Here is a 23,757-nt window from a genome sequence, read left to right on the forward strand (position 1 = left end):
GGCGAGATCGCCCACCGCATGCGAGCCCCCTCGGCCATATGGAACCCTGGCGCCGTGGACTCATCCACTTCTCCCAGCCCGGCCGACGCCTACGTGGCGGCCCGCCGGCGCGGCAAGTACCCCAGGCTGGCCGACTTCGCCGCGCAGCTGTCCTTCGAGTTCGACGACTTCCAGCTACGCGGCTGCGAGGCGCTCGAGGACGGCCACGGCGTGCTCGTCTGCGCGCCGACCGGCGCGGGCAAGACCGTCGTCGGCGAGTTCGCGGTGCACCTCGCGCTGGCCGAGGGCAGGAAGTGCTTCTACACCACGCCCATCAAGGCGCTGTCGAACCAGAAGTACGCCGACCTCACCGCGCGCTACGGCCCCGAGCAGGTCGGCTTGCTCACCGGCGACACCGCGATCAACGGCAACGCCCAGGTCGTGGTGATGACCACCGAGGTCCTGCGCAACATGCTCTACGCGGGCTCGTCCACGGTGAACGACCTCGGCTACGTGGTGATGGACGAGATCCACTACCTCGCCGACCGGTTCCGCGGCGCCGTGTGGGAAGAGGTGATCCTGCACCTGCCCGAGTACGTGCGGGTGGTGGGCCTGTCCGCGACGGTGAGCAACGCCGAGGAGTTCGGCGAATGGCTCGTCGCCGTGCGCGGCGACACCACGGTGGTCGTCGACGAGCACCGGCCCGTGCCGCTCTGGCAGCACATGCTCGTCGGCAACCGGATGCTGGACCTGTTCGCCGGCGAGGAGCCCGGCGGGGGCGAGGCGAAGATCAACCCGCAGCTGCTGCGCCGGGTCGAGGACGTCGCCAGGATGCATGCCCCGGCCGGCCTGCGCGGGCCGCGGGGCAGGCGCGGCCAGCCGCCGCGCGCGCCGCGCTACCGTCCGCCGTCGCGCGTCGACGTGATCGACCGGCTCGACCGTGCCGGGCTGCTGCCCGCGATCGTGTTCATCTTCTCCCGCGCCGGGTGCGACGCCGCCGTCGGCCAGTGCCTGCACTCCGGGCTGCGGCTCAACACGCCGGAGGAGGTCGCCGAGGTCCGCCGCATCGTCGACGAGCGCACCGCCGACCTGCCCGAGTCCGACCTCGGCGTGCTCGGCTACTGGGAGTGGCGCGAGGGCCTCGAACAGGGTGTCGCCGCGCACCACGCCGGGCTGCTGCCCGCGTTCAAGGAGACCGTGGAGGAGCTGTTCGTGCGCGGCCTGGTCAAGGTCGTCTTCGCCACCGAGACGCTCGCGCTGGGCATCAACATGCCCGCGCGCACGGTGATGCTGGAGCGGCTGGTCAAGTACAACGGTGAGGCCCACGTCGACCTCACGCCCGGCGAGTACACCCAGCTCACCGGCAGGGCGGGCAGGCGCGGCATCGACATCGAGGGCCACGCCGTCGTGCTGTGGCAGCCCGGGGTCGACCCACGCCAGGTCGCCGGGCTCGCCTCGACGCGCACCTACCCGCTGCGCTCGTCGTTCCGGCCCGGCTACAACATGGCGATCAACCTCGTCGGCCAGTTCGGGGCCGAGGAGGCGCGGGAGCTGCTGGAGCAGTCCTTCGCGCAGTTCCAGGCCGACCGGTCCGTGGTCGGCACGGCGCGGCGCATCGAGCGCAACAAGGAGGCGCTCGAGGGCTACGCCGAGGCCGTGAGCGGCGACTTCGACGAGATGCTCGCCTACGTCGAGCTGCGCAAGCAGATCTCCGAGCGGGAGAAGCTGCTCGCCAAGCAGAACTCGGCCACCCGCCGCGCCGAGACCGCGCGGTCGCTGGAGAAGCTGCGCAAGGGCGACGTGATCTCCGTGCCCCAGGGCCGGCGCGCGGGGCTGGCCGTGGTGGTGGATCCCGGCCTCGACCCGCTGCACGAGCCCAGGCCCGTCGTGGTCACCGAGGACCGCTGGTCGGGGCCCCTGTCGGTGTCGGACTTCCCGGCCCCCGTGGAGTCGCTCGGCCGCGTCAAGCTGCCCAAGCACGTGGAGCTGCGCTCGCCGAAGACGCGCCGCGACATCGCCTCCTCGCTGCGTAGCACCGGCATCACGCGGCCACCGCGAGAGCGGCGCCGTTCGGGCGCCAACGAGGACGGTGAGCTGGCCGCCCTGCGCAGGGCGCTGCGCGCGCACCCCGCGCACGGGCTCGCCGACCGCGAGGCGAGCCTGCGCTGGGTGGAGCGGTACCAGCGGCTCTCCGCCGAGACGACGCAGCTGGAACGCAAGGTGGCCGCCACGACCCACTCGCTCGCGAGGGCGTTCGACCGCATCCGCGCGCTGCTGGCCGAGCGCGGCTACCTCGGCGAGAACGGCGACGAGGTGACCGACCACGGCCGCCTGCTCGGCAGGCTCTACAGCGAGTCGGACCTGCTCGCCGCGGAGTGCCTGCGCCACGGCGTCTGGAACGGCCTGACCCCGCCCGAGCTCGCCGCCGTGGTCTCCGCGCTCGTGTACGAGGCGCGCCGCGACGCGGCCGCCGAGCCGCGGCTGCCGACGGGCGGCGGGGTGCCCACGGCGTGGCAGGAGACCGTGCGCATCTGGACCGACCTGGTCGAGGACGAACGGCGGCACCGGCTCGACCGCACCAGGGAGCCCGACGCCGGGTTCGCGTGGCCGGTGTACCGGTGGGCCCGTGGCGAGTCCCTGGAGAAGGTGCTCACGGCGGCCGAGGCCAACGGCCAGGAGCTGTCCGCCGGCGACTTCGTGCGCTGGTCGAGGCAGGTCATCGACCTGCTCGACCAGCTGCGGACCGTCCTCGGCAGGGACCATCACGTGGGCGCCGCCGCGGCCAAGGCGGTGCGCTCGCTGCGCCGCGGCGTCGTCGCGGCGGGCGAGGTCTGATCCCGGTCAGGTCTCTCCGGCGCGCCCTTCACGTGTGCACGACGGTGCTCTGTGGTTGGATCGCGCACGACGTGGTGGCAGGAAAGTTTCAAGGCGGAATGGCGGAGGCGACACGATGAGCACCCCGTACGGAGGCAACGACCCTCAGCAGTGGGGGCAGCAACCGCCATCGGGCACCCCCTCCGGCGGCTTTCCGAGCCAGGGCGGCTACGGCCAGCAGCCGCAGTACGGGCAGCAGCCCGGCTACGGGCAGCAGCCCCAGTACCCGCAGCAGCCGGGCTACGGTCAGCAACCCCAGTACGGGCAGGCGCCCGGTTACGGCCAGCCGCAGCAGCCGCAGTACGGCCAGCAGCCCGGGTACGATCCGGCGCAGTACGGTCAGCAGCAGAACCCCTACGGTCAGCAGCCCCAGTACGGGCAGCCGCAGCAGCCGGGGCAGTTCGACTACGGCCAGCAGGCGCCGTTCGGCGCGCCGCCGGAGAAGAAGTCCGGCAAGGGCCTGTGGATCGGGCTCGGCGCGCTCGTGGTCGTGGTGGCCGCGGCCGCGGTGGTGCTGTTCTGGATCCCGGGCATCCTGGTGTCGAAGGTGTTCGACAACCAGACGATGCAGAACGACATCCAGCGTGTGCTCACCGACTCCTACGGCGTCGAGGACGTGGAGAGCGTGAGCTGCCCGTCCGACCAGCCCGTCGAGGTGGACAGCACCTTCCAGTGCGACGTGACCGTCGGCGGTGAGCAGCAGGCCGTGACGATCAAGGTCAAGAGCGAGGACGGCCACTACGAGGTCGGAGCCCTCGAACCCAAGAACTAGGCCCGCCAACCGCAGTGAGGGCCACCATGCCTGCGCCCACCCGTCTCCCGCCACCACCCAAACGGAGGCGCTCCGCGCCGCTGTGTTCGACCAACGCAGTGAAGGTGGCCTTCACTGCGGTTGGGCTGCCTGGCGGGGCGTGGGCAAGGGCAAGGCGGGGCCGGCGCTAATCCGGTGGCGGCCGTGGGCGCAGGTGGACGAGCATCGGACCCATGACCGATCACCGCACGCGCGTGCTGCGCGAGGACGAGGTGCGCGCAGCCAACACGCTGTTCCGCGCCGCCCTACACATGAAGCCGGCCCCCGACGAGGACTGGGACCGCACGCGGCACGCCTACCAGCCCGGCCGCACGCTGGGAGTCTTCGACGACGCCCTCATCGGCACCGCCCGCTCCACGGATTCCGACCTGACGGTGCCCGGCGGGGCCGCGGTGAGCTCCGCGGCGGTCACGGGCGTCGGCGTGCGGGCCGACCGCACCCGGCGCGGGGTGCTGACCGAGCTGATGCGCGCCCAGTTCGCCGACTTCGCCGAGCGTGGGGTGGTCGTCGCGAACCTGTGGGCCTCCGAGGGCCCGATCTACGGCCGCTTCGGCTACGGCGTCGCCACGCATGGGCGCTCTTCCACGGTGCGCCGGCGGCAGGCCGTCCTGCGGCCTGACGTGCCGCCGGGCGGCGAGGTCGAGCTGGTCGACGTCGACGCCGCACGCGCGGTGCTCGCCGAGGGCTACGCGCGGATCGGCAGGCGCGCGGGCATGATGGCCAGGCCGGATCACTGGTGGAACTACTACGACGGTGCCCTGCGCAGGGGCGACGACCCGGTCGCGATCGCCGTGCACCACGGCGGGCGGGGCGTGGACGGGTTCGTCGTCTACCGGGTGGGCCGCGCCCCGGGTGGTTCCGGCGTGCTCACCGTCGAGGACATGCACTACGACGACGCCGCCGCGTTCGCGGGGCTCTGGCGCTACCTGCTCTCGGTCGACCTCGTCGACGAGATCTCCCTGGTGTACCGGCCCCTCGACGAGCCCGTCGACCTGCTGTTCACCGACCCGCGCGCGGTCACGGTGACCGGCGGCGGCGACGAGACGTGGCTGCGGCTGCTCGACGTTCCCGCCGCGCTCGCGGCCCGGCGCTGGGCCGGGGAACCACTGGTGGTCGAGGTGGTGGACCCGGTGCTCGAGCACAACGCCGGCCGCTACCTGCTGAGCGAGGACGGGGCGGAGCGCACCGGCGAGCCCGCGGCCGTGCGGCTGGGCGTGGACGCGCTGGCGATGGCGTACCTCGGCGGCTGGCGGCCGTCGGCGCTGGCCAGGGCAGGCCGACTGTGGCTCGCGGAGCCCGGGATCGTGCACGCGGCGGATCGGCTGTTCGCTGCGCACGGGGCGCCGTGGTGCGGTACGTTCTTCTGACCTGTGAACGATCAACTTCTCCGGGGTGTCCGACTGTGCGGGTTCGCGCTGTCCTGTTGGTGATGATGGCGGGCGCCGCCCTGCTGCTCGGCGCGTGCGACAGTGGCGGCGAGGAGCCCGCCACGCCGGCGGAGTCGTCCGAGACGTCGGCGACCTCCGAGGCGGCCTCGTCGAGCGAGGCGGCCACGTCCACCGCGGTGAGCACCACGACCAGCCTCGCGCCGGTGACGAAGGTGTTCGACGCGGAGGCCATGCAGGCTTCGGTGCAGCAGATCCTCACCCAGAGCTACCGCGTCGAGGGCGTGGAGCGCGTCACCTGCCCGCCGGACCAGCCGGTGGAGGTCGGGCTCACGTTCGACTGCACCGCCGTGATCGCGGGCGAGCCGAAGCGCGTGCAGATCACCGTCAAGAGCGAGGACGACGAGTACGAGGTCGGTTATCCGCGGTGAGCCCCGCCACCGCTCGGACGGTCGTGGCGTTCCACGCCCATGCCGACGACGAGGTGCTGCTCACCGGCGGGACCCTCGCCCGGCTCGCCGCCGAGGGGCACCGCGTGGTGATCGTCGTGGCCTCCGACAGCGCCGACGAGGACACGGCGCGGGTGCGCGCGGCTGAGCTGCGTGCGAGCGCGCGGATCCTGGGCGCGGCGAGGGTCGCGCACCTCGGGTACGCCGACAGCGGGCACGGCCCGCTGCTGTTCGCCGACCCGCCGGGCCGCACGCGGTTCGTCCGCGCCGCTGTCGGCGAGGCCGCGGCGGGGCTCGCCACGCTGCTGCGGGAGGAACGGGCCGACCTGCTGCTGAGCTACGACCCGCGCGGCGGGTACGGGCACCGGGACCACGTGCACGTCCACCACGTCGGCCTGCACGCGGCGGCGTTCACCGGCGTGCGGGTGCTGGAGGCGACGATGCCCCGCGAGCCGGTGGCGAGGGCCTACGACGCGCTCACGGCGCTGCGGGTGCCGCTGCGCTACGACCGCGAGATCTTCCACGGCGCCTACAGCCCGCGGGCGGAGATCACGCACCGCGTGGACGTGCGGGCGTTCGCGGCCAGGAAACGCGCCGCGCTCGCGGCCCACGAGTCGCAGGTCGGCGGTGGCGGCCGGGCAGGCCCGCTGTTCCGTGGGCTGCTGCGCCTGTCGCTGCCCGTGTTCGCCCTGCTGTTCGGCCGCGAGTGGTACGTCGAGGCGCGCCCGGTCTAACGTCGCAGCGCGGCCAGCAGACGCAGGGGTGGGACGCGGCCCCGGACGGGGACGCTCAGCAGGTCGTGGCCGGTGACGCCCCATCCGGCCAGCAGCCGGTTCGCCGCGGCCAGGCCGGTGGTGGCCGCCCGCTCCATGAGCGCCACGGGCAGGTCCACGCGGATGCCGTCGCCGGCCAGTACGAGACCCTCCACCGGGGTCTCGATGCCGGGCCTGCGCGCGAAGCCGCCCGGCGGGAACAGCGGGCAGTCGGCCCGCCATTCGGAGCGGTCCGCCACGGTCGTCGCCGCGCGCGTCTCCGGGTACAGCTCGTGCAGCCGCGCGAGCAGCGCCCGGCCCGTCTCCTCGGCGGAGCCCGTCGCCGCGTAGGCGTGCAGCTCCACCACGGACCCGCCCGAGCGCCGCGCCCAGCCCGCCGCGTCGTGGTCGAACCGGTTGAGCACGCTGATGTTGTCCAGCGGCGGCAGCCCGCCCGTGGCGAGGAACGCGGGCCGCGTCGCCTCCACCGGCCGGTCCAGCCACAGGCGGCGCACCAGGAACGGTGGCGCCGTCGCCAGCCTCGCGATCCGGGCACGCCAGTCGCGGTTGCCCAGGCCGGGTGAGGCGGCCACGACCTCTCGCAGGCCCCGCACGTCGAGCGCGAGCACCACGGCATCGGCCTCGGCCACGTGCGACCCGGTGTGGACCCGGAACCGGGTGCCCGGCTCGATCGCCTCGACGGCCGTTCCCGTGTGGACGGTCCCGCCGTGGCGCGTGAGATGGTCCTCGAGCGGCCGCCACAGGCGGTGGAAGGGCTCGTTCGCCACGTCGAAGAGCAGTCCCTCGGCGGAGCCGAGGAAGTAGAGGTGGAACATCACCGCCAGCTCGGCGGCCGAGAGCTGCCGGGGGTCGGCGAAGAAGCTGCGGGAGAACACGTCGAAGGCGAGGTGCCGCGCCGCGGGCGGGAAACGGACGCGGTCGAGGAACGCCTGCGCGTCGAGGTGGTCGAGTTCCTCGTAGGTGCCCGGCACGCGGACGTTCAGCAGCGCGAGCGCCATCCCGCGGTCGACGCGGAGCAGGTCCCTCGCGGTGAACGTGGGACTGCGCAGGGCGAAGGCGAGCGCGCTCCACGGCGGCGTGCGGGGCAGGCCCTCGAAGCTGTCGGTGCGGCCGTGCGCGTCCACCAGCGGGTAGTCCGGCACGGGGGACAGCACGCCGAGGTCCGGGTCGGCGCGCCGCAGCAGGGCCCGCAGGTTGTAGTACTGGCGGAAGAAGGCGTGGAAACCGCGGCTCATGCCGGTGCTCGTGCCGTCGGGCAGCGTCGTGGTCCATCCGCCGACGCGCCCGCCGAGAAACGGTTCGCGCTCGAACAGCTCCACCGCCGCACCGCGCTCGGCCAGTGCGGTCGCCGCCGCCAGTCCCGCGATGCCGCCGCCTGCCACGACCACGCGCCGTCCGGTCGCGGAGCGCCTGCCCTGGGGTGCGGGATGCCGCACCCGCTTGCGATCGCGGTTCATGCCACCGCCCGGAACGTGTGCACGATGCCACGTTGCCAGCCGCGCACCGTGCCGCAGCGGAGGTCGCCGAACCCGGCGCGCCGCAGCCTGGCGAGCACGCCGGCGGGGTCGTCGAAGTTCCGCACGCTGCGCCACAGGTAGCGGTACAGGCTCGCGTCACCGGCGACGAGCCTGCCCGACGGGATGATCACCGACCAGCACACGGCGGTCCAGACCCACCGCGGCACGGGGTGGTCGCCGAGGCTGTAGTCGTGCACCACGAGCACGCCGCCGGGCCGCAGCAGGCCGCGCAGGGCGGTCAGTGTGCGGTCCGGGTCGGGCAGATTGCGCACCAGGTACGCGGCGAAGACGCCGTCGAAGGGGCCGGTGACGCCGGCGGTGGCGAGGTCCTCGACGCGGCTGTGGACGAACTCGACGGGCCGGTGCCACGCCTTGTCCTTGGCGACGGCGAGCATGCCGGCGGAGCCGTCGACCGCGACCACGTCGGCGTCGGGCACGGCGGCCAGCACCGCCGCCGTCGAGGCGCCCGTGCCGCAGCCGGCGTCGAGCACGCGCGGGCCCGCTCCGGCGAGCCCGCGGGCGGCGGCGCGCAGGTGCGCGTGGTAGCCGGGGTTGAGCCCGACGAGCCGGTCGTACGCCGTGGCGGCGCGGTCGAAGGCGGCGGGCACGTCCCGGCGGGTCATGCGCTGGACCGTTCGCGCCCGGGGCGTACCCAGCAGAGCAGGGTCAGCGTGACGAGGCTGAAGCCGAACAGGAAGTCCTCGACGGGGATGTCGAACGGGAAGCGCAGCCCGCTGAGGTGCGCGGGGTCGTAGACGATGATGGGTGCGCTCAGCTTGGTCAGCCACCAGTCCACGGGCACCTGGAACGCGAACACGATCGCGAGCGTGATCCAGTAGGCGCGGCGGCGGAACAGCCCCGTGCGCAGCCACGCCAGCTCGGCCACGACGACGGCGGGGACCGACAGCAGCGCGGGCAGGGTGTAGCCGAGGCCGGTCATGCGCGCACCTCGGTCCGGCCGCCGAGCGTCGCGCGCACCGCCTCGAAGGTCAGCAGGCCGCACAGCGGGATCACGACGAAGAAGAGCAGCTCCTCCAGCGGCATCCCGGGCAGGACGTACACGCCGAGGGTGTAGCGCGGGTCGATGTGCCACACGCCGCCCGCGATCGCGGCGAGGTCCCAGCCGGCGAACAACGCGGCGGCGGGAAGGACCGCGCGGACGAGCCTGCGCGGCCTCCGGTATACCCCGGCGCCGAGGAACTCCAGCGGCAGCGTGACGGCCAGGCAGGCGGCGAGCACGAGCAGGTAGTGGAGGTGGTCGGTGGGCTCCATGCGGCAATCCTTCGTGATCACGGCGTCAGGTGCGACTGGGATGCCCACGATCACGGGAGGCGAACCGGCGGGGCCGTGGCCGCGGGGCCGTGACCGCAGTGAAGGCCACCTTTACTGCGCCCGCCCGTCTCCCGCACCGCCCAAACGGTGGCGCTTCGCGTCGCTGTGCTCGATCAACGCAGGCATGGTGGCCTTCACCGCGATTGCGCTTACAGGTCCGCCTGTCCCTTGCGGGGGAGGAGCTTGACCAGCGCGACGCCCGCCATGATGAGCATCAGGCCGGCGAGCACGAGCCACGCGGTGCTGAGCCCGGTGTAGGCGAGCGTGCCGGCGGTTCCGGTGCCCGCGGCGGTGGCGATGCCTTTGCCGTACATGTGTTTCACCTCCCCTCGGTGAGTGCGGCCGACGGCCGGGCGACGTGGTGCCAGCGGGCGGTGCGGCGAAGCACCGCGTCCCGCCACCCGGCGACGTACACCGCGAGCCGGAAGAAGTCGTAGATCATCTCGGGGACGAACAGCAGCGTGAGTCCCATGCCGCGCCAGCCCGCCTTGCGGACGGTGACGAGCCGGTCCACCAGGCACAGTGCCCCGAGGCCGAGCCAGAACGGGTGCAGCACGATCGGCTGTCCCATCGCGACGGTGGTGCCGAACAGCAGCGGATAGCCGACGATGACGGCGAAGCCGCAGAGCGCCCACAACTGCTGCGACAGGTAGGGCAGCGTCGTCCGGTTGACCCCGTGGGCGCGGAGGTTGTCGATCGCTCCGCGCTGCCAGCGCACCCGCTGCCGCCACAGGTCCCGCCACGTGGGCATGAGCTCGGTCGTCGTCGCGCAGCGGCCCGGCGACACGCAGCGGTAGCCGAGCCGCAGGCAGGCCAGGGTGATCTCCATGTCCTCGGTCAGCGCGGCGCGATCGTAGAACTCGCCTCGGCGGCCTGGCAGCGACCGCCCGCGCTCCTCGGCGATCCTGCGCAGTACCGAGACCCGCAGCATGGTCGAGGTTCCCGTCAGTACCCAGACGCCGCGGCCCCGGCGCAGGACGTCCCTGGCATAGCGGACGTACTCGTTGCGCTGCAGCTGCGCGAGCATGCCGGCGCCGCCCTCGCCGTAGAAGATGCCGCCGACGGCGCCGATCGCCGGGTCGCGGTGCAGCGCCCGCAATGCGGTCGCGATCCAGTCGTCGCCGAGCAGCGAGTCGGCGTCCATGACGAGCACGAGGTCGTCGTCGTCGAGCTGGGGCAGCAGCCGGCCGAGCGCCTGGTTGAGGGCACCGGCCTTCTTGTCCACGTTGGCCTCGGTGGTGAGCACGGTGGCGCCGTGGGCGGTCGCGATGTCCGCCGTGCCGTCCGTGCAGTTGTCGGCCACCACGTACACCGCATCCGGCGGCACCGACTGCCCGGCCAGTGAGCCGAGCGCGAGTGCGATGCTCGCCTCTTCGTCGTGTGCCGGGAGCACCGCGACAACGCGGTTACCCCCTGTCGCATGTGCTCCCACGGGCGACCCTGCCCTCCAGTTTCCGGGACGCGTTGTCACGCACGGTGACAATGGTCGCCGTGGAGAGGACTGTGGCGTTGTGGGAAGTTCTCCTTCGAAACCCCAGTTCCGCGCGTCGCTTTCCCCGCATATAGGAAGGTGAGAGCAATTCATTAGCACGTTCGGAGTATGACGTACGTCACATTCCTATACGAAGCGTGATCGACTACGGACTGTGATCCGGCCCGCGGACTAGGACCAGGGTGTGACCGGGCGGGACCGTGCCACGCCATCGAGCACGACGTCGACGCGCTCGTCGAAGAAGCAGATGTGGCCGGCGATCTCGGGGAGCCCGTCCAGCGGCCGAGGGTAGGTCCACGCGATGTCGGGGTGCGTCCGCCCGCCCGCCTCGGCCGAGAAGTACGTGGCCTGGCCCTTGTAGGCGCACACGCTCGTGCTCTCCGATGGGCGCAGCAGATCCATCCGCACATCGGCCCTCGGCAGGTAGAACCGCGGCGTGAGATGTGTTTCGAAGAGCAGCAACGGCGCCGTGCTCTCGGCCAGCGGCACGCCGTCCACCTCGATGCGCACCCGGCTGGAGCTGCGCCGCACGTCGATACGCGAGTACGGGTCGCGGGGATGGCCGACGATCGGTTCCGCCTCTTCGAGCCACTGGTCGAACGCGTCGAAGTCGAGCACCACGTAGCCGGCCAGGTCCGGGTCGGCCGGCCGGAATCCCGCGCCCTCGAGTGACAACGCGCCCGTGCGCAGGGACACCGGATCGCCCGCGCAGGTGTGCGCGGCGAAAGCGGTGCGGGGGTCCAGGACGGGCGGGCTCTCCTCGTCGAGCGGCACCGGATGCTCGGCCGCCCCGGTCCGCTGGGCGGGCGCGATCGTCGCTCGCAGGTCCTCCTCCGGCATCGCGTAGGACGGCACTACGCGCTTCGGCTCCCACGCCAGCACGGCGCGGCGGGAGTCGGCGACCGTCTCGTCCCCGGCGATCGCCCGCACGCGCTTCCGGGTCGGCTCGAACCGGAGCTCATCGAGCTGCCGGGCGAACTGCTCGCTCAACCGCAGCGCCATGCTGCCACTGTCCGCCCCCGGCGCCCGCCGGTCAACGGCCTGGCGCGCCCGGCCCGCGCGTGGTCGGATGGCCGGAGACGCCCGTGACGGTGCGGAGGAGGTCGGGCATGACGGCGACGACGCGGGAGCAGCGGTTCCGGATGCTGATCGGCGGCGAGGCCGTCGACGCGGCTTCCGGATCGACGTTCCCCTCGCACAACCCGTACACCGGCAGGCCGTGGGCGGTGGTGCCCGACGCCGGCGCGGAGGATGTCGACGCCGCCGTGGCCGCGGCCCGCGCCGCGCTCGACGGGGAGTGGGCGGGTCTCACCGGTTTCGCCCGCGCCGCGCTGCTGCGCAGGCTCGGGGACCTGATCGGCGAGCACGCCGAACGGCTCGCGCGGCTGGAAGTGAACGACTCGGGCAAGCTGTACCGCGAGATGCTCGGGCAGCTCTCCGGGCTCGGTGGCTGGTACCACTACTACGCCGGGCTCGCCGACAAGCTCGAGGGCCGCCAGATCCCCACACCCAACCCTGGCTATCTCGTCTACACGCGACAGGAGCCGGTCGGCGTGGTCGCGGCGATCACGCCGTGGAACTCGCCGTTGCTGCTGCTGACGTGGAAGCTCGCGCCCGCGCTCGCCGCCGGATGCACCGCGGTGGTGAAGCCGTCCGAGCACGCGCCGGTGTCCACGCTCGCGTTCGCGGAGCTGTTCGCCGAGGCGGGTTTCCCGCCGGGGGTGGTCAACGTCGTCACCGGGCTCTCGCGCGAGGTCGGCGCCGCGCTGGCCGGGCATCCCGGCGTCGACAAGGTCGCCTTCACCGGATCCACGGCCACGGGCCGCGCGGTGGCCCACGCGGCGGCGGACAACCTCAACCCCGTCACGCTGGAGCTGGGTGGCAAGTCGCCGCAGATCGTGTTCCCCGACGCCGACCTCACCGCGGCGGCGAACGGTGTCGTGGCCGGGGTCTTCGCCGCGACGGGCCAGACGTGCATGGCGGGCTCGCGCCTGATCGTCCACGAGAGCGTGCACGACGAGCTGGTGCACCTCGTGGCCGAACGGGCCGCGCGGATCCGGCTCGGCGACCCCAACGATCCCGGCACCGAGATGGGGCCCGTCGCGAACAAACCCCAGTACGACAAGGTTCTCGGCTACCTGCGTACCGCGCGTGAGGAGGGCGCGACCATCGCCTACGGCGGTGCGGCCGACGCCGGACTCGGCGGCTACTTCGTCAAGCCCACCGTGCTCACCGGGGTCGGGCCGGAGTCCACGATCGTCCGGGAGGAGGTCTTCGGCCCCGTTCTGTCCGCCTACACCTTCGGCGACGAGGACGAGGCGCTGAAACTCGCCAACGACACGCCCTACGGCCTCGCGGGCGCGGTGTGGACGAAGGACGTCCACCGCGCGCACCGGGTGGCGGCGCGGCTGCGAGCGGGCACGGTGTGGGTCAACGCCTACCGCGTGGTCGCCCCCAGTGTGCCGTTCGGCGGCTACGGCCTCTCCGGCGTCGGCAGGGAGAACGGCGTGGCGGCGATCGAGCAGTACACGCAGACCAAGTCCGTCTGGGTCGAGCTCACCGGCGGCACCCGCGACCCGTTCACCCTGGGCTGACCACCGCAGTGAAGGCCACCTTCACTGCGCTGAACGCAGGTATGGTGGCCTTCACTGCGGTGAACGCAGGCATGGTGGCCTTCACTGCGGGCGGCGGGGCGGGGTGAGGGTCAGGACATCGCGTTGATGCCCGTGAGGTCCCTGCCGATGATCAGCTTCTGGATCTGGCTCGTGCCCTCGTAGAGGGTCAGCACGCGGGCGTCCCGGACGTACTTGCCCGCCGGGTACTCGTCGATGAAGCCGTAGCCGCCGAACACCTGGAGGCAGTTGTTGCTCACCCGCACGGCGGTCTCGCTCGCGTGATACTTCGCGGCCGAGGCGTCGGTCGCGTAGTCCTTCGGCTTCACGCCCGCGTCAGCCATGCGCGCGACGTGGTGGGTCAGCAGCCGCGACGCCTGCACGTCCACCGCCGCGTCGGCGAGCAGCTCCTGCACCAGCTGGAAGGACGCGATCGGCTTGCCGAACTGGTCGCGTTCCCCGGCGTAGCGGGTCGCGGCGTCGAGCGCCGCCTGCGCGACGCCCACCGCGCCGGCCGCGACGGAGATCCGGCCCCGCGACAGCGCGCCGAGCGCGATGCCGAGCCCGCGGTCCACCTCGCCGAGCCGCGCCGAATCGGGCACCCGCACGTCGTCGAACGTGAGCTCCGCGGTGGCCTGCCCGCGCAGGCCGAGCTTGCCCTTGATCTCGGTGGCCGTGAAGCCGGGAGAGTCCGTGGGCACCAGGAAGGCCGTGATGCCCGACTCGCTCGTCCGCGCGAAGGTGAGCGCGACCTTCGCCTGGGTTCCGTTGGTGATGAACAGCTTGCTGCCGCGCAACACCCAGTCGCTCCCGTCGCGGACCGCGCGCGTGCGCAGCGAGCCGGCGTCGGAACCCGTGCCTGGTTCCGTGAGCCCGAAGCAGCCGAGCGCCTCGCCGCTCACCAGGCGCGGCAGCCATTCCCGCCGCTGCTCCTCGGTGCCGTGGCCGGCGATGGTCTTGGTGACCAGGCCGAGCGACACCGACACGATGCCGCGTACGGCGGAGTCGCCGCGCCCCAGCTCCTCGGTCACCAGCACGTAGGAGAGCGTGTCGGCGTCGACCCCGCCGTAGCGCTCGTCGACCATCAGCCCGAGGAAACCCAGCTCTCCCAAGCGTTTCACGATGGCCGGATCGACGCGCTCGGCGCGGTCCCAGTCCCGTGCGTGCGGGACGATCTCGGCGTCCACGAACCCGGCGGCCAGGTCGCGGATGTCGCGCTGGGTCTCCGTGAGCCCGAAGTCGCGGGAGAGCATCAGTGGATGTCCTTTCCGGACTCGGTGACGTCGGAGGGCGACGTTCCCCGCTCGGTCAGCGGGAGACCGAGCTGCGCGCGCTCGGTGAGCCAGCGCGTGGGCCGGTAGCGGGGGTCGCCGGTGCTCGTGTGCAGGTTCCGTTGCAGCTCGAGGAGTTTCGTGCCGCCGATCCGCTCGCCCCAGGCGAGCGGGCCGACCGGATAGCCGAGGCCGGTGGTGACCGCGACGTCGATGTCGCCGGGGCTCGCGATGCCGCGCTCGGCGATCGACGCGGCGACGGAGACGATCGACGACACCAGCCGCTGGGCGGGGGAGCCCGCGCTGTCGCGCACCACCGACACGGTGTGCTCGCCGAGCGCGAGCACCGCCCGCGCGTCGCGCGCGAACGCGGGGTCGGTCGCCGGGGTCACCGCGAGCACGCGCCGCGACGACGGCAGCGACAGGGGATCGACGCCGACGGTGCGGGCCGCGGGGAGCCCGTCCCCGGCGATGCTGGCCGACACCGTGGTTCCCCACGTCGCCACCAGCACCACGGCGCCGGGCGACGGTGCGTCGCCGTCCTCCACCGTGGCGCCCGCCCCCGCCAGCGCCTCCCGGATGTCCGCATCGGACGTCCACACGGGACGCCGCGCGTCGCCCGTGACCGGTGCCTCCCCGGGCGCGATCGCGCCCTCGGTGTGGTCGAACCAGCCGCGACCGGTCTTGCGGCCGTGCAGGCCCGCGGCGACCCGGTTCGGCGTGAGGAACGAGGGGCGCAGCCGGTCGGAGTAGCGGAAGCCGTGCCAGATCGAGTCGATCACCGCGGCCGTGACGTCGAGGCCGGTGAGGTCCATCAGCTCGAACGGGCCCATCTTCAGGCCGAGCACGTCCCTCGCGATGCGGTCCAGCTCCGCCGGCTCGGCGACCTGCTCCTCCAACAGCGCCAGCGCCTCGGTGACCAGGCCCCGGCCGGCGTGGTTGATGAGGAAGCCCGGGGTGTCGGCGACGACCACGGCGCGGTGTCCGGTGTCGCGGACCAGCGTGGTGAGCGAGTCCACGATGTCCGGCCGCGTCCGCGCGCCGGGGATCACCTCGACGATCTTCATCAGCGGCACGGGGTTGAAGAAGTGCAGCCCGCACAGCCGTGACGGCTCGCCGAGCCTCGCGGCGATCTGCGTGATCGGCAGCGACGAGGTGTTGGTGGCGAACACGGTGTGGGCGGGCAGCACCGCCTCCAGTTCGGTGAACAGGGCGGCCTTGGTGTCGAGGTCTTCCCTGATCGCCTCCACCACCAGGTCGACGTCGTCGCCCGGCTTGCCGGGGGAGTCCACGGGCACGAGCCGCGCCGCGATGGCCGCGGCCTCCTCGGCGCTGGTCCTGCCTTTGGCGACGGCGCGGTCGAGCAGGCCGCGGACGAACGTGATCGCCTCATCCACCGACTCCTGCCGGGCGTCGGCCAGCTCCACGGTGTGCCCTGCGGTGGCGGCCCACTGGGCGATGCCCCGGCCCATCACTCCGGTGCCGATGATCCTGATGCGCATGTTCCGATCTCTCCTCGATGTGGCGTGCACTCAGCGTAGGTAGACCCGGCCGGGGTCGACGTCCTCGCGCAGCAGCCGCAGCTCGGCGGCCGTGGGCGGTTCGACGGTGACGAGGTCGTCGGCGACGGCGAGGTCCCAGCCGGTGGACTCGCGCACCCGCCCCGGTGTGACGCCCGGGTGCACCGCCACGAGCCGCAGCTGTTCGCCGGGTCCGCTCCTGGCGAGGATGCCGAGCTCGGTGACCACCCTCGTGACACCGGCGCCCAGCGGGCGGACGCCCTCGGCCAGCGCCCGGTCGGGCCCGGGTGAGGTGCAGAAGTCGAGCTCGTCCACAAAGGACCTCCGGTCGTGGCGGCGCATCACCACGAACACCTCGCGCGAGTTGGCCATCACCTCCATCGCACCACCAGGGCCGGGCAGGCGCACCTTCGGCGCGTGCCAGTCGCCGATGACCGAGGAGTTGAGGTTGCCGAAGCGGTCGATCTGGGCCGCGCCGAGGAAACCGACGTCGATGTGCCCGCCCTGCAGCACGTAGCCGAACAGCACGGGCATCGGCAGCACCGCCTCCGCGCCCGTGATCAGGACGGCGTCGGCGATGGTCTCCGGCAGGTGCGAGGGATGCGCGCCGCACACGCCGGATTCGTAGACGATCTCCAGCTCGGGCGCGACCGTCAGGTGCGCGAGCGAGGCCGCCAGCGTCGGCAGGCCGATGCCGGCGAAGACGGTGCGCCGTGCCCGCAGCTCGCGCGAGGCGACGACGGCCAGCAGCTCGGAGGAGGTGTACTCGCGGGTCCGAAGGGTCACAGCCGCCTCCCGTAGTTCACCGGCAGGCTCAGGGCCTCGCCGACCTCGAGTCCGGCCCAGAACTCCGTGCCGAGCTTCGCGACGTACGCGGCGTGGTCGGCCGTGCTGTGCACCCATTCCGCGAGCCACGCCTGGAGGCGGTCCGGGTCCCTGCTGATCGCCGACCACGATCGGTAGAAGGCGTTGTCGCGGTCGTAGTAGCCCTGGGCGAAGGAGGGGTGCGCGCCGCGCGGGCATTCCACGACGGCGTCCACCACGTGCGCGGGGATCACGGTGCGGTTGGGGTCGGAGCGCACCACCTCGTCGGCCACGATCTCCTCCACCACCACGACGGCCCTGCGCGCGGCGAACACCGCCTCGGCCTGCACGCCCGTGAGGCCCCAGACCTGCGTGTTGCCGGCCCGGTCGGCGCGCTGCGCGTGCACAATCGTCACGTCCGGGTTCACCGGCGGCACGACGTACACGCGCTCGCCGGCGTAGGGCGAGGTCACCGTCCGGATGGCCGTGTTGACCGACGGCAGGTCGCTGCCTGCGTAGGAACGCAGCGGGTAGAAGGGCAGACGCTGGGCGCCGGCGAGGTACCGGCAGATCATGCCGTAGTGGCTGTACTCCTCGAACTCCAGCGGCTCCGGCTCGGCGCTCTCGACACGCCTGCGCAGCTCGCCCAGCGAGCCCGCCGAGGAGTTGCCCACGAACGACGAGACGAGCTTGCTCACGCAGCCCGCGGCGAGCAGCTGGTCCACCACGATGTCCGCGGTCATCCGCACGATCGTCAGCCCCCGGCGGCCCTGCCGGATGATCTCGTGCCCCGCCGCGGTCGGGATCAGGTGCGTGAACCCCTCCAGCGACACGGTGTCGCCGTCGTGCACGTGCGCCGCGATGGCCTCGCGCATGGTCATCGTCTTGTCCGGCGGGGCCGGTACTGACCGGGGCATCGTCGGGCTCCAGTGCTCGGGTGCGGCGGTGACGGGTGGCTCTCACCTTGCCAGCCCGCATTGTTTCCCGTCCAATACCGAATTAAGGTCAGATTGATACGGATGTCGTTTCAGTCTGGGAGTGACCGGTGGAGCTGCGCTACCTGACGTCGTTCGTGGCCGTGGCGGAGGAACTGCACTTCGGCCGCGCCGCCAAGCGGCTGCGCATGGCCCAGCCACCGCTGAGCCAGCAGATCCGTCAGCTGGAGAAGGAACTGGGCGTGCAGCTCTTCGAGCGCAACACCCGCTCGGTGCGGCTGACGAGCGCGGGGGAGTCGTTCCTGGAGCCGGTGCGCCGCGTGCTCGACGACCTCGACCTCGCGACGCGGGCCGCGAAGGCCGCGGGCCGCGGCGAGTACGGGCGGGTGAGCGTCGGCTTCGCCGGCGCGTCGAGCCACGAGAGCCTGCCGCTGCTGACCAGGGCCGTCCGGGCGGCGCATCCGGGGCTGGAGCTGGTGATGAAAGGGCAGACCTACGCCAACGTCGCGCTCGCGCGGGTCGCCGACGGCTCGCTCGACCTCGGGTTCGTCCGGTTGCCGGTGACACTGCCGGGTGTGGCGGCGCGGGTGATCGACGAGGAGGAGGTGGTGTGCGCGCTGCCGTCCGACCACCCGCTGGCGCGGCGCGACGACATCGCGGTCGGCGACCTGGCGCGGGAGCCGTTCGTGAGCTTCCCGGCCAACGCGGGCTCGACGGTGCGGGAGGCGACCGTCCGCATCTGCGGCGAGGCCGGGTTCAACCCACGCGTGGTGCAGGAGGCCCCCGATTCCTGGACGATACTGGCGCTCGTCGCCGCCGGGGTCGGTGTGACGCTCACGCTCAGCTCGTGTCAGCACATCCAGCAGACCGGGCTCGTCTACCGCCCGCTCGCGGGGCCCCGCGAGCGGCTGCAGGCCGCGCTCGCGTGGCGGCCGGACAACCCGTCGGCGGCGCTGCGCACGGTGCTCGCGATCGCCGAGCAGGCGCTGCCGACGCCCGCGCCGGCCCACTGAGCCGCTGCCGCGCCGGGCACCTCCCCGGCGCCGGTGCTTGCCGAGTTCGTCCCCCGCGAGCGGACGGTTCCCGAATCCCGCTGGTTGCGGCGTCACCCGAACGGGTATCCGAGCTCCCATGCGAAGGATCAGCGAAGTTCTGCAGATGATCGGAAGCACCATCGCGAACGTGGTCACGTTGCCGTTCCGGGCCCTCGCGCGCGTCCTGCGGCCGCGCCGCTGAGCCGAGGGCCAAGGTCGGCACGAGGAGCGGTGGGATGACTTCTCCCAGCAGCCTGCTGACGATCCACGTGGCTGACGTCGCCGGCTGCCTCGTGGTCCGGCCGGAAGGCGAACTGACCGCGGGAACGTATTCCGGGCTGCGGGACACGCTCGTCAGATGCGCCGTCGAGGAGCCGGACGCCGTGGTGGTCGAACTCGACCGGCTCTGGTTCGCCTCGGACGCGTCGGCGACCGCGCTCACCAGCGCGTACGCGTGCATCGCCGAATGGCCGGCCGTGCCGTTGTCCGTGGTGGTGCGCGACCAGGCGCGCCACCGCTGGATCCGGTCGACCTCGATCGACCGGTTCCTCGCGGTGTTCCCCGACCTGGAGTCGGCGCTCGCCGCCGTCGGGACCCCACCGCCCCGGCGCCGGGCCGTCGCCGCGGTTTCCTCCGGAGCCCTTGCCAGGCGGTTCGCCGAGGGGGTCCTGCGTCGCTGGAACGCCGCGGGCCTGGCCTACGACGCGAAGCTCGTCGTGACTGAACTGGTGGAGAACACGATGCGGCACACCGTGTCGGATCCCGTGGTGCGGCTCGAGTCGTGGCAGGACAGGGTGACCGTCGCCGTGGCCGACGACGACCCGGCGCCGGCGGTCCTGCACGAGCGGGCCGATGGTGCCTCCCGCTGCTCCGGCCTGCGGCTCGTCGCGCGGGTCGCACGGGCGTGGGGGAGCGCACCGGCTTCGGGCGGAGGCAAGGTCGTCTGGGCGACGTTGCGCGTACCGTAGTGCGCGTGGGAGACGGCCGCTCGGCGTGACGGAACGGCTCTCGTGCGCTCGCATCGGGCAATAGCATGGCCTTCTCCGCTCGGGAGGAGGCGCGACCATGATGGAACAGCCGTTGCCGCCAGACAGCGACCTGCTCTTGCACTCCGATGTGTGCTGGCCCGCCGTCGATGTCGCCCTCGTCGTCGTCAGCGGGGAGATCGACCTCGGCACCGCCCCGCAGCTCGTCGCCGCGATCACCGGGCCGCTGCGGAGCCTCCCTCGTGTGCTGGTCGTGGACCTGCGGCCGGTGCGGTTCCTCGGCGTGGCCGGGCTGAACGCGCTCACCGAGTCCCGTGCCACGGCGGCGGCCCACGGTGTCACGGTCCGCATCGTCACCGGCGGGCAGGGATGGCTGGAGCGGCCCATCCAGCTGTGCGGCCTCTCCGACGTGCTGCCGGGCTACCAGACCGTCGACCACGCGCTGGAGACTGACTAGCGGACGTCCTCGATCGCCGTCCCCTTCGTCTCCTTGATGAACCTCAGGACGAAGGGGATCGAGAGCACGGCGAACCCGGCGTAGATCCAATAGGTCACACCGAGGTTCCAGGTGCCCATGCTCGGGAACGACACCGTCACCAGCCAGTTGGCGATCCAGTTCGCGGCGGTGCCCACCGCGAGGGCGGCCTCGCGGATGCGCAGGGGGAACATCTCGCCGAGCAGCACCCACAGGATCACGCCCCACGACAGCGCGAACGAGAGCACGAAGACGTTGGCGAACACCAGTGCGACCGGACCCCACGCGCCGGGCAGGTGGAGCGAGCCGTCGACCGTCACCGCGTTGCCGAACGCCACGGCCGCGACGCCGAGGCCGATGGCCATGCCGACGGAACCGATGAGCAGCAACGGTTTCCGGCCGATCCGGTCGATGAAGGCGATGGCGATGAACGTGCCGAGGATGTTGATCGTCGGACTGACCATCGAGATGAGCAGCGAGTCGGTGTTCTGGCCGACCGAGTGCCACAGGGTGTCCGAGTAGTAGAAGATCACGTTGATGCCGACGAACTGCTGGAACGCGGCGAGCGCGATGCCGATCCAGACGATCGGCAGCAGGCCGAAGCGCCCGCCGATGATGTCGCGCACGGCGGGCCTGCGCTCGCTGCGCAGCTCCCGCCGGATGTCGGCGAGCTTGGCCTCCGCGGCGTCGCCCTCCACCTGGGCGAGCACGGCGCGGGCCTTGTCGATCTTGCCGATCGAGACGAGGTAGTGCGGAGACTCGGGGATCACGGAGGCGAGTACGAAGTAGACGATGGCGGGGACGGCGGCGGCGCCCAGCATCCACTGCCACGCCTCGATCCCGCCGAGGGTGCCGTTGATGTCGTGCGTGCCGTCCGCGCCGATGGGCGAGGAGTCCTTGATGACCCAGTTCACGAGCGCGGACATGCCGATGCCGAGCACGATGGCGAGCTGTTGCAGCGACGCCAGCCTGCCGCGGTAGGCGGGCGGCGCGACCTCGGCGATGTAGGCGGGCCCGATCACGGAAGCGACACCGATGGCGACGCCGCCGACGACGCGCCAGATCGCGAGGTCCCATACGGCGAAGGGGAACATCGCACCGATCGCGCTGACGAAGAACAGCACCGCGGCCAGCTGCATCGTGCGGATGCGGCCGACGCGCCGGGACAGCACCCCGCCGAACCAGGCACCCACCGCGGAGCCGATCAGCGCGGAGGACACGGTGAGCCCGGTGACGCCCTCGCCCACGTCGAAATGTCGCTGGATGCCGAGCACGGCGCCGTTGATGTTCGAACTGTCGTAGCCGAACAGGAAGCCGCCGACAGCGGCCGCTCCGGCGATGAAGACGACGTGCGCGAGGTGTTGCTGGCCGGTGCGCTCACCGGCCGATGCCGTGCTCACAACCCACTCCTAGCTCCGGCTCTCGTTCGCTGGACCATCCGGAGTAACGGTAGGAGTGGTCCAGACAATGTCGGGTACGGCGGTGACCTTTCCCACGCTCCGGTTTCCGTCGCTGACGGCTACCCGGCTGGCTCCCATCCGACACGACGCGTGACCCGATGGGCCCCCAAGGCCACCTTTGTTGCGTTGAACGCAACAAAGGTGGCCTTGGGGGCTGGCGGCCGTGCAGGCGCTTAGATGGGCACATGGAGGTCGCGGCTGAACTCGCTGGACTGGTCGTCGCCGTGCTCGTGGTCACCGCGGTGGCCGGCAGGCTCAACTGGTCCGCGCCCCTGTGCCTGATCGTGGTCGGCGTCGGGGCGTCCTTCGTGCCCGGAATGCCCGAGTACGAGCTGCATCCCGAGGTCGTGCTGCTCGGACTGCTGCCGCCGTTGCTCTACGCCACGGCGATCCGCTCGTCCCTCGTCGACTTCCGCGCCAACCGGGGCCCGATCGCGCTGCTCTCGGTGGGGCTCGTGGTGTTCACGGCCGTCGGCGTCGGCGTGCTCGCGTGGCTGCTCGTGCCCGGCCTGCCGCTCGCGGCCGGGATCGCGCTGGGCGCCGTGGTGGCCCCACCCGACGCCGTGGCGGCGACCGCGGTCGCGCGCCGCGTCGGAATGCCCCGCAAGATCGTCCGCCTGCTCGAGGGCGAGAGCCTGTTCAACGACGCCGCGGCACTGGTGGCGCTGCGCACCGCGATCGCGGCCATCGGCGGTTCGGTGACGATCCTGGAGACGGCGGAGAACTTCCTGCTCGCCGCCGTCGGTGGCCTGGCCGCCGGCCTCGTGGTCGGCTTCGGCGCCGCGCGGCTGCGCACGCGCATGGAGGACCCGGTGCTGGACACGGCCTTCTCGTTCGTGCTGCCCTTCCTCGCCTACCTGCCCGCCGAGCTCATCCACGGCTCCGGTGTGCTGGCCGTGGTGACCGCGGGTCTCATCGTCGGCCACCGCACCCCGACGATGCTCTCGGGCCCTTCGCGGCTGGCGAGCAGGCTGAACTGGCAGACGATCCAGTTTCTGCTGGAGAACATGGTCTTCCTGCTCATCGGCCTGCAGCTGCGCAGGATCCTCGTCGAGGTCGGCGAGAGCGAGCTGAGCGCGGGCACTCTCGTGCTCAGCTGCGCCGCGGTGCTGGCGGCCACCATCGCGCTGCGGTTCGTCTGGATGTTCGCCATCGGCCTGCTGCGCAGGCTCACCGGCTCGCACGCGTGGCCGTGGCGGTACTCGACGGTGATCGCGTGGGCGGGGATGCGCGGCGTGGTCACGCTCGCGGCGGCGTTCGCGCTGCCGACCGACACCCCGCACCGGGCGGTGCTGGTGCTGGCCGCGTTCGTCGTGGTGGCGGGCACGCTGCTGCTGCAGGGCACCACGCTGCCGGTGCTCGTGCGGCGGCTGCGGTTGCCCGCGCCGGACCCGGGCGTGGACGCCCTGCAGGAGGCGGCGCTGCTCGACGACATGACCAGGGCCGGTGTCGCCCGGCTCGACGAGGTGCGCGGCCCAGAGGACCCGGAGGAGGTGCTGCAACGCCTGCGCGACCGCGTCCGCTACCGCTCGGACGACGCGTGGGAGCAGCTCGGCAGGCGCGGGGCCGGCGGGGAGACCCCGAGCGAGGCCTACCGCAGGCTGCGGCTGGAGATGCTGGAGGCCGAGCGCGCGGAGTTCCTCGCCGCCCGCGCGGACCGAAGGGTCGACGACGTCGTGCTGCGCCGGATTCTGGACCGCCTGGACATCGAGGAGTCTATGCTCGACTCCGTGTCCGGTGATGCCGACGAGAACGACCGGGAGCTGACCACGCCCCCGGCCACCGTGCGGTCGTGCGAGCACCTGGAGCGGGACTTCGCCGAGGTGCGGCCCAGCTCGCCCGACTCGTGCCTGGAGTGCGTCGCCGAGGGCGGCACCTGGGTGCACCTGCGGCTGTGCCTCGCCTGCGGCCAGGTCGCCTGCTGCGACTCCTCGCCCGCCCGGCACGCCACCCGGCATTTCGAGACGACGGGTCACCCGGTGATGCGCAGCTTCGAGCCGGGGGAGAGCTGGCGCTGGTGCTTCGTCGACCGGCAGCTCGGCTGAGGC

Annotated in this window: 23 protein-coding genes; 11 read left to right on the forward strand and 12 right to left on the reverse strand. The window is 72.4% G+C overall.

The window, feature by feature from the left end:
* Window positions 1–18 precede the first annotated feature (18 nt).
* From BA062_RS09525 to BA062_RS09545, 5 genes are all read left to right on the forward strand, one after another.
* On the forward strand, window positions 19–2,814 hold the full coding sequence (locus BA062_RS09525) for a DEAD/DEAH box helicase (RefSeq protein WP_391359305.1): 2,796 nt from the start codon (window positions 19–21) through the stop codon (window positions 2,812–2,814).
* A gap of 115 nt (window positions 2,815–2,929) precedes the next feature.
* The gene (locus tag BA062_RS09530) at window positions 2,930–3,625 is read left to right on the forward strand and encodes a DUF4333 domain-containing protein (protein WP_110335699.1); all 696 of its coding nucleotides are present in this window, start codon (window positions 2,930–2,932) and stop codon (window positions 3,623–3,625) included.
* A gap of 212 nt (window positions 3,626–3,837) precedes the next feature.
* Window positions 3,838–5,031 carry a GNAT family N-acetyltransferase gene (locus BA062_RS09535; protein ID WP_110335700.1) on the forward strand — a complete coding sequence of 398 codons (1,194 nt, stop codon included), beginning with the start codon at window positions 3,838–3,840 and terminating at the stop codon, window positions 5,029–5,031.
* A gap of 35 nt (window positions 5,032–5,066) precedes the next feature.
* Window positions 5,067–5,480 (forward strand): DUF4333 domain-containing protein, encoded by a 414-nt coding sequence (locus tag BA062_RS09540; protein ID WP_146240018.1) that lies wholly within the window; start codon window positions 5,067–5,069, stop codon window positions 5,478–5,480.
* Window positions 5,477–6,232, forward strand: coding sequence for a PIG-L deacetylase family protein (locus BA062_RS09545; RefSeq protein ID WP_110335702.1), 756 nt, complete (start codon window positions 5,477–5,479; stop codon window positions 6,230–6,232). Before BA062_RS09540 ends, BA062_RS09545 begins: the two co-directional genes overlap by 4 nt.
* Here BA062_RS09545 and BA062_RS09550 read toward each other — a convergent pair.
* The 7 genes from BA062_RS09550 to BA062_RS09575 form a co-directional block, all read right to left on the reverse strand.
* Window positions 6,229–7,728, reverse strand: coding sequence for an FAD-dependent oxidoreductase (locus BA062_RS09550; protein WP_110335703.1), 1,500 nt, complete (start codon window positions 7,726–7,728; stop codon window positions 6,229–6,231). The two genes, BA062_RS09545 and BA062_RS09550, sit on opposite strands and share 4 nt — an antisense overlap.
* The gene (locus tag BA062_RS09555) at window positions 7,725–8,411 is read right to left on the reverse strand and encodes a class I SAM-dependent methyltransferase (RefSeq protein ID WP_110335704.1); all 687 of its coding nucleotides are present in this window, start codon (window positions 8,409–8,411) and stop codon (window positions 7,725–7,727) included. The genes BA062_RS09550 and BA062_RS09555 overlap by 4 nt, the downstream gene beginning before the upstream one ends.
* Window positions 8,408–8,728, reverse strand: coding sequence for a lycopene cyclase domain-containing protein (locus BA062_RS09560; RefSeq protein ID WP_110335705.1), 321 nt, complete (start codon window positions 8,726–8,728; stop codon window positions 8,408–8,410). The genes BA062_RS09555 and BA062_RS09560 overlap by 4 nt, the downstream gene beginning before the upstream one ends.
* Entirely contained in the window at window positions 8,725–9,060 is a 336-nt protein-coding gene (locus BA062_RS09565; protein WP_110335706.1) for a lycopene cyclase domain-containing protein, read from the reverse strand. The genes BA062_RS09560 and BA062_RS09565 overlap by 4 nt, the downstream gene beginning before the upstream one ends.
* Window positions 9,061–9,269: 209 nt before the next feature.
* Window positions 9,270–9,434, reverse strand: coding sequence for a hypothetical protein (locus BA062_RS39770; RefSeq protein ID WP_168213911.1), 165 nt, complete (start codon window positions 9,432–9,434; stop codon window positions 9,270–9,272).
* A gap of 5 nt (window positions 9,435–9,439) precedes the next feature.
* Complete coding sequence (locus tag BA062_RS09570) at window positions 9,440–10,513, reverse strand: glycosyltransferase family 2 protein (protein ID WP_245959746.1); 1,074 nt, start codon at window positions 10,511–10,513, stop codon at window positions 9,440–9,442.
* A gap of 270 nt (window positions 10,514–10,783) precedes the next feature.
* Window positions 10,784–11,614, reverse strand: a complete 831-nt coding sequence (locus BA062_RS09575) for a DUF427 domain-containing protein (protein ID WP_110335708.1) — start codon at window positions 11,612–11,614, stop codon at window positions 10,784–10,786.
* Between the two features lie 107 nt (window positions 11,615–11,721).
* Between BA062_RS09575 and BA062_RS09580 the strand changes: the two genes are divergently transcribed.
* Window positions 11,722–13,206, forward strand: a complete 1,485-nt coding sequence (locus tag BA062_RS09580) for an aldehyde dehydrogenase (protein WP_110335709.1) — start codon at window positions 11,722–11,724, stop codon at window positions 13,204–13,206.
* Between the two features lie 110 nt (window positions 13,207–13,316).
* On the opposite strand, the gene BA062_RS09585 is transcribed toward BA062_RS09580, so the two are convergent.
* From BA062_RS09585 to BA062_RS09600, 4 genes are read right to left on the reverse strand one after another with little or no spacing between them, the layout of a single operon-like run.
* The gene (locus BA062_RS09585; protein ID WP_110335710.1) at window positions 13,317–14,477 is read right to left on the reverse strand and encodes an acyl-CoA dehydrogenase family protein; all 1,161 of its coding nucleotides are present in this window, start codon (window positions 14,475–14,477) and stop codon (window positions 13,317–13,319) included.
* Window positions 14,477–15,997, reverse strand: a complete 1,521-nt coding sequence (locus BA062_RS09590) for a 3-hydroxyacyl-CoA dehydrogenase (RefSeq protein ID WP_110335711.1) — start codon at window positions 15,995–15,997, stop codon at window positions 14,477–14,479. The genes BA062_RS09585 and BA062_RS09590 overlap by 1 nt, the downstream gene beginning before the upstream one ends.
* A 30-nt stretch (window positions 15,998–16,027) precedes the next feature.
* Window positions 16,028–16,801: a CoA-transferase subunit beta gene (locus BA062_RS09595; protein ID WP_110335712.1), complete on the reverse strand. Its 774-nt coding sequence runs from the start codon at window positions 16,799–16,801 to the stop codon at window positions 16,028–16,030.
* Complete coding sequence (locus tag BA062_RS09600) at window positions 16,798–17,736, reverse strand: CoA transferase subunit A (protein ID WP_110335713.1); 939 nt, start codon at window positions 17,734–17,736, stop codon at window positions 16,798–16,800. The genes BA062_RS09595 and BA062_RS09600 overlap by 4 nt, the downstream gene beginning before the upstream one ends.
* A 128-nt stretch (window positions 17,737–17,864) precedes the next feature.
* Here BA062_RS09600 and BA062_RS09605 point away from each other — a divergent pair, with 128 nt between their 5' ends.
* From BA062_RS09605 to BA062_RS09615, 4 genes are all read left to right on the forward strand, one after another.
* Entirely contained in the window at window positions 17,865–18,767 is a 903-nt protein-coding gene (locus BA062_RS09605) for a LysR substrate-binding domain-containing protein (protein WP_110335714.1), read from the forward strand.
* A 118-nt stretch (window positions 18,768–18,885) separates the two neighbouring features.
* Window positions 18,886–18,990: an LPFR motif small protein gene (locus tag BA062_RS41295; RefSeq protein ID WP_369973557.1), complete on the forward strand. Its 105-nt coding sequence runs from the start codon at window positions 18,886–18,888 to the stop codon at window positions 18,988–18,990.
* A gap of 34 nt (window positions 18,991–19,024) precedes the next feature.
* A complete protein-coding gene (locus BA062_RS09610; protein ID WP_110335715.1) occupies window positions 19,025–19,756 on the forward strand; it encodes an STAS domain-containing protein in 732 nt (243 codons plus the stop codon).
* 97 nt (window positions 19,757–19,853) lie between these two features.
* Window positions 19,854–20,231 (forward strand): STAS domain-containing protein, encoded by a 378-nt coding sequence (locus BA062_RS09615; RefSeq protein WP_110335716.1) that lies wholly within the window; start codon window positions 19,854–19,856, stop codon window positions 20,229–20,231.
* Here the strand turns inward: BA062_RS09615 and BA062_RS09620 are convergent.
* On the reverse strand, window positions 20,228–21,649 hold the full coding sequence (locus BA062_RS09620; RefSeq protein WP_110335717.1) for a sugar porter family MFS transporter: 1,422 nt from the start codon (window positions 21,647–21,649) through the stop codon (window positions 20,228–20,230). The genes BA062_RS09615 and BA062_RS09620 overlap by 4 nt on opposite strands.
* A 245-nt stretch (window positions 21,650–21,894) precedes the next feature.
* Between BA062_RS09620 and BA062_RS09625 the strand changes: the two genes are divergently transcribed.
* Window positions 21,895–23,754: a Na+/H+ antiporter gene (locus tag BA062_RS09625; protein ID WP_110335718.1), complete on the forward strand. Its 1,860-nt coding sequence runs from the start codon at window positions 21,895–21,897 to the stop codon at window positions 23,752–23,754.
* Window positions 23,755–23,757 lie beyond the last annotated feature (3 nt).

The sequence above is a fragment of the Prauserella flavalba genome, assembly GCF_003202235.1.
Taxonomy (GTDB): domain Bacteria; phylum Actinomycetota; class Actinomycetes; order Mycobacteriales; family Pseudonocardiaceae; genus Prauserella_A; species Prauserella_A flavalba.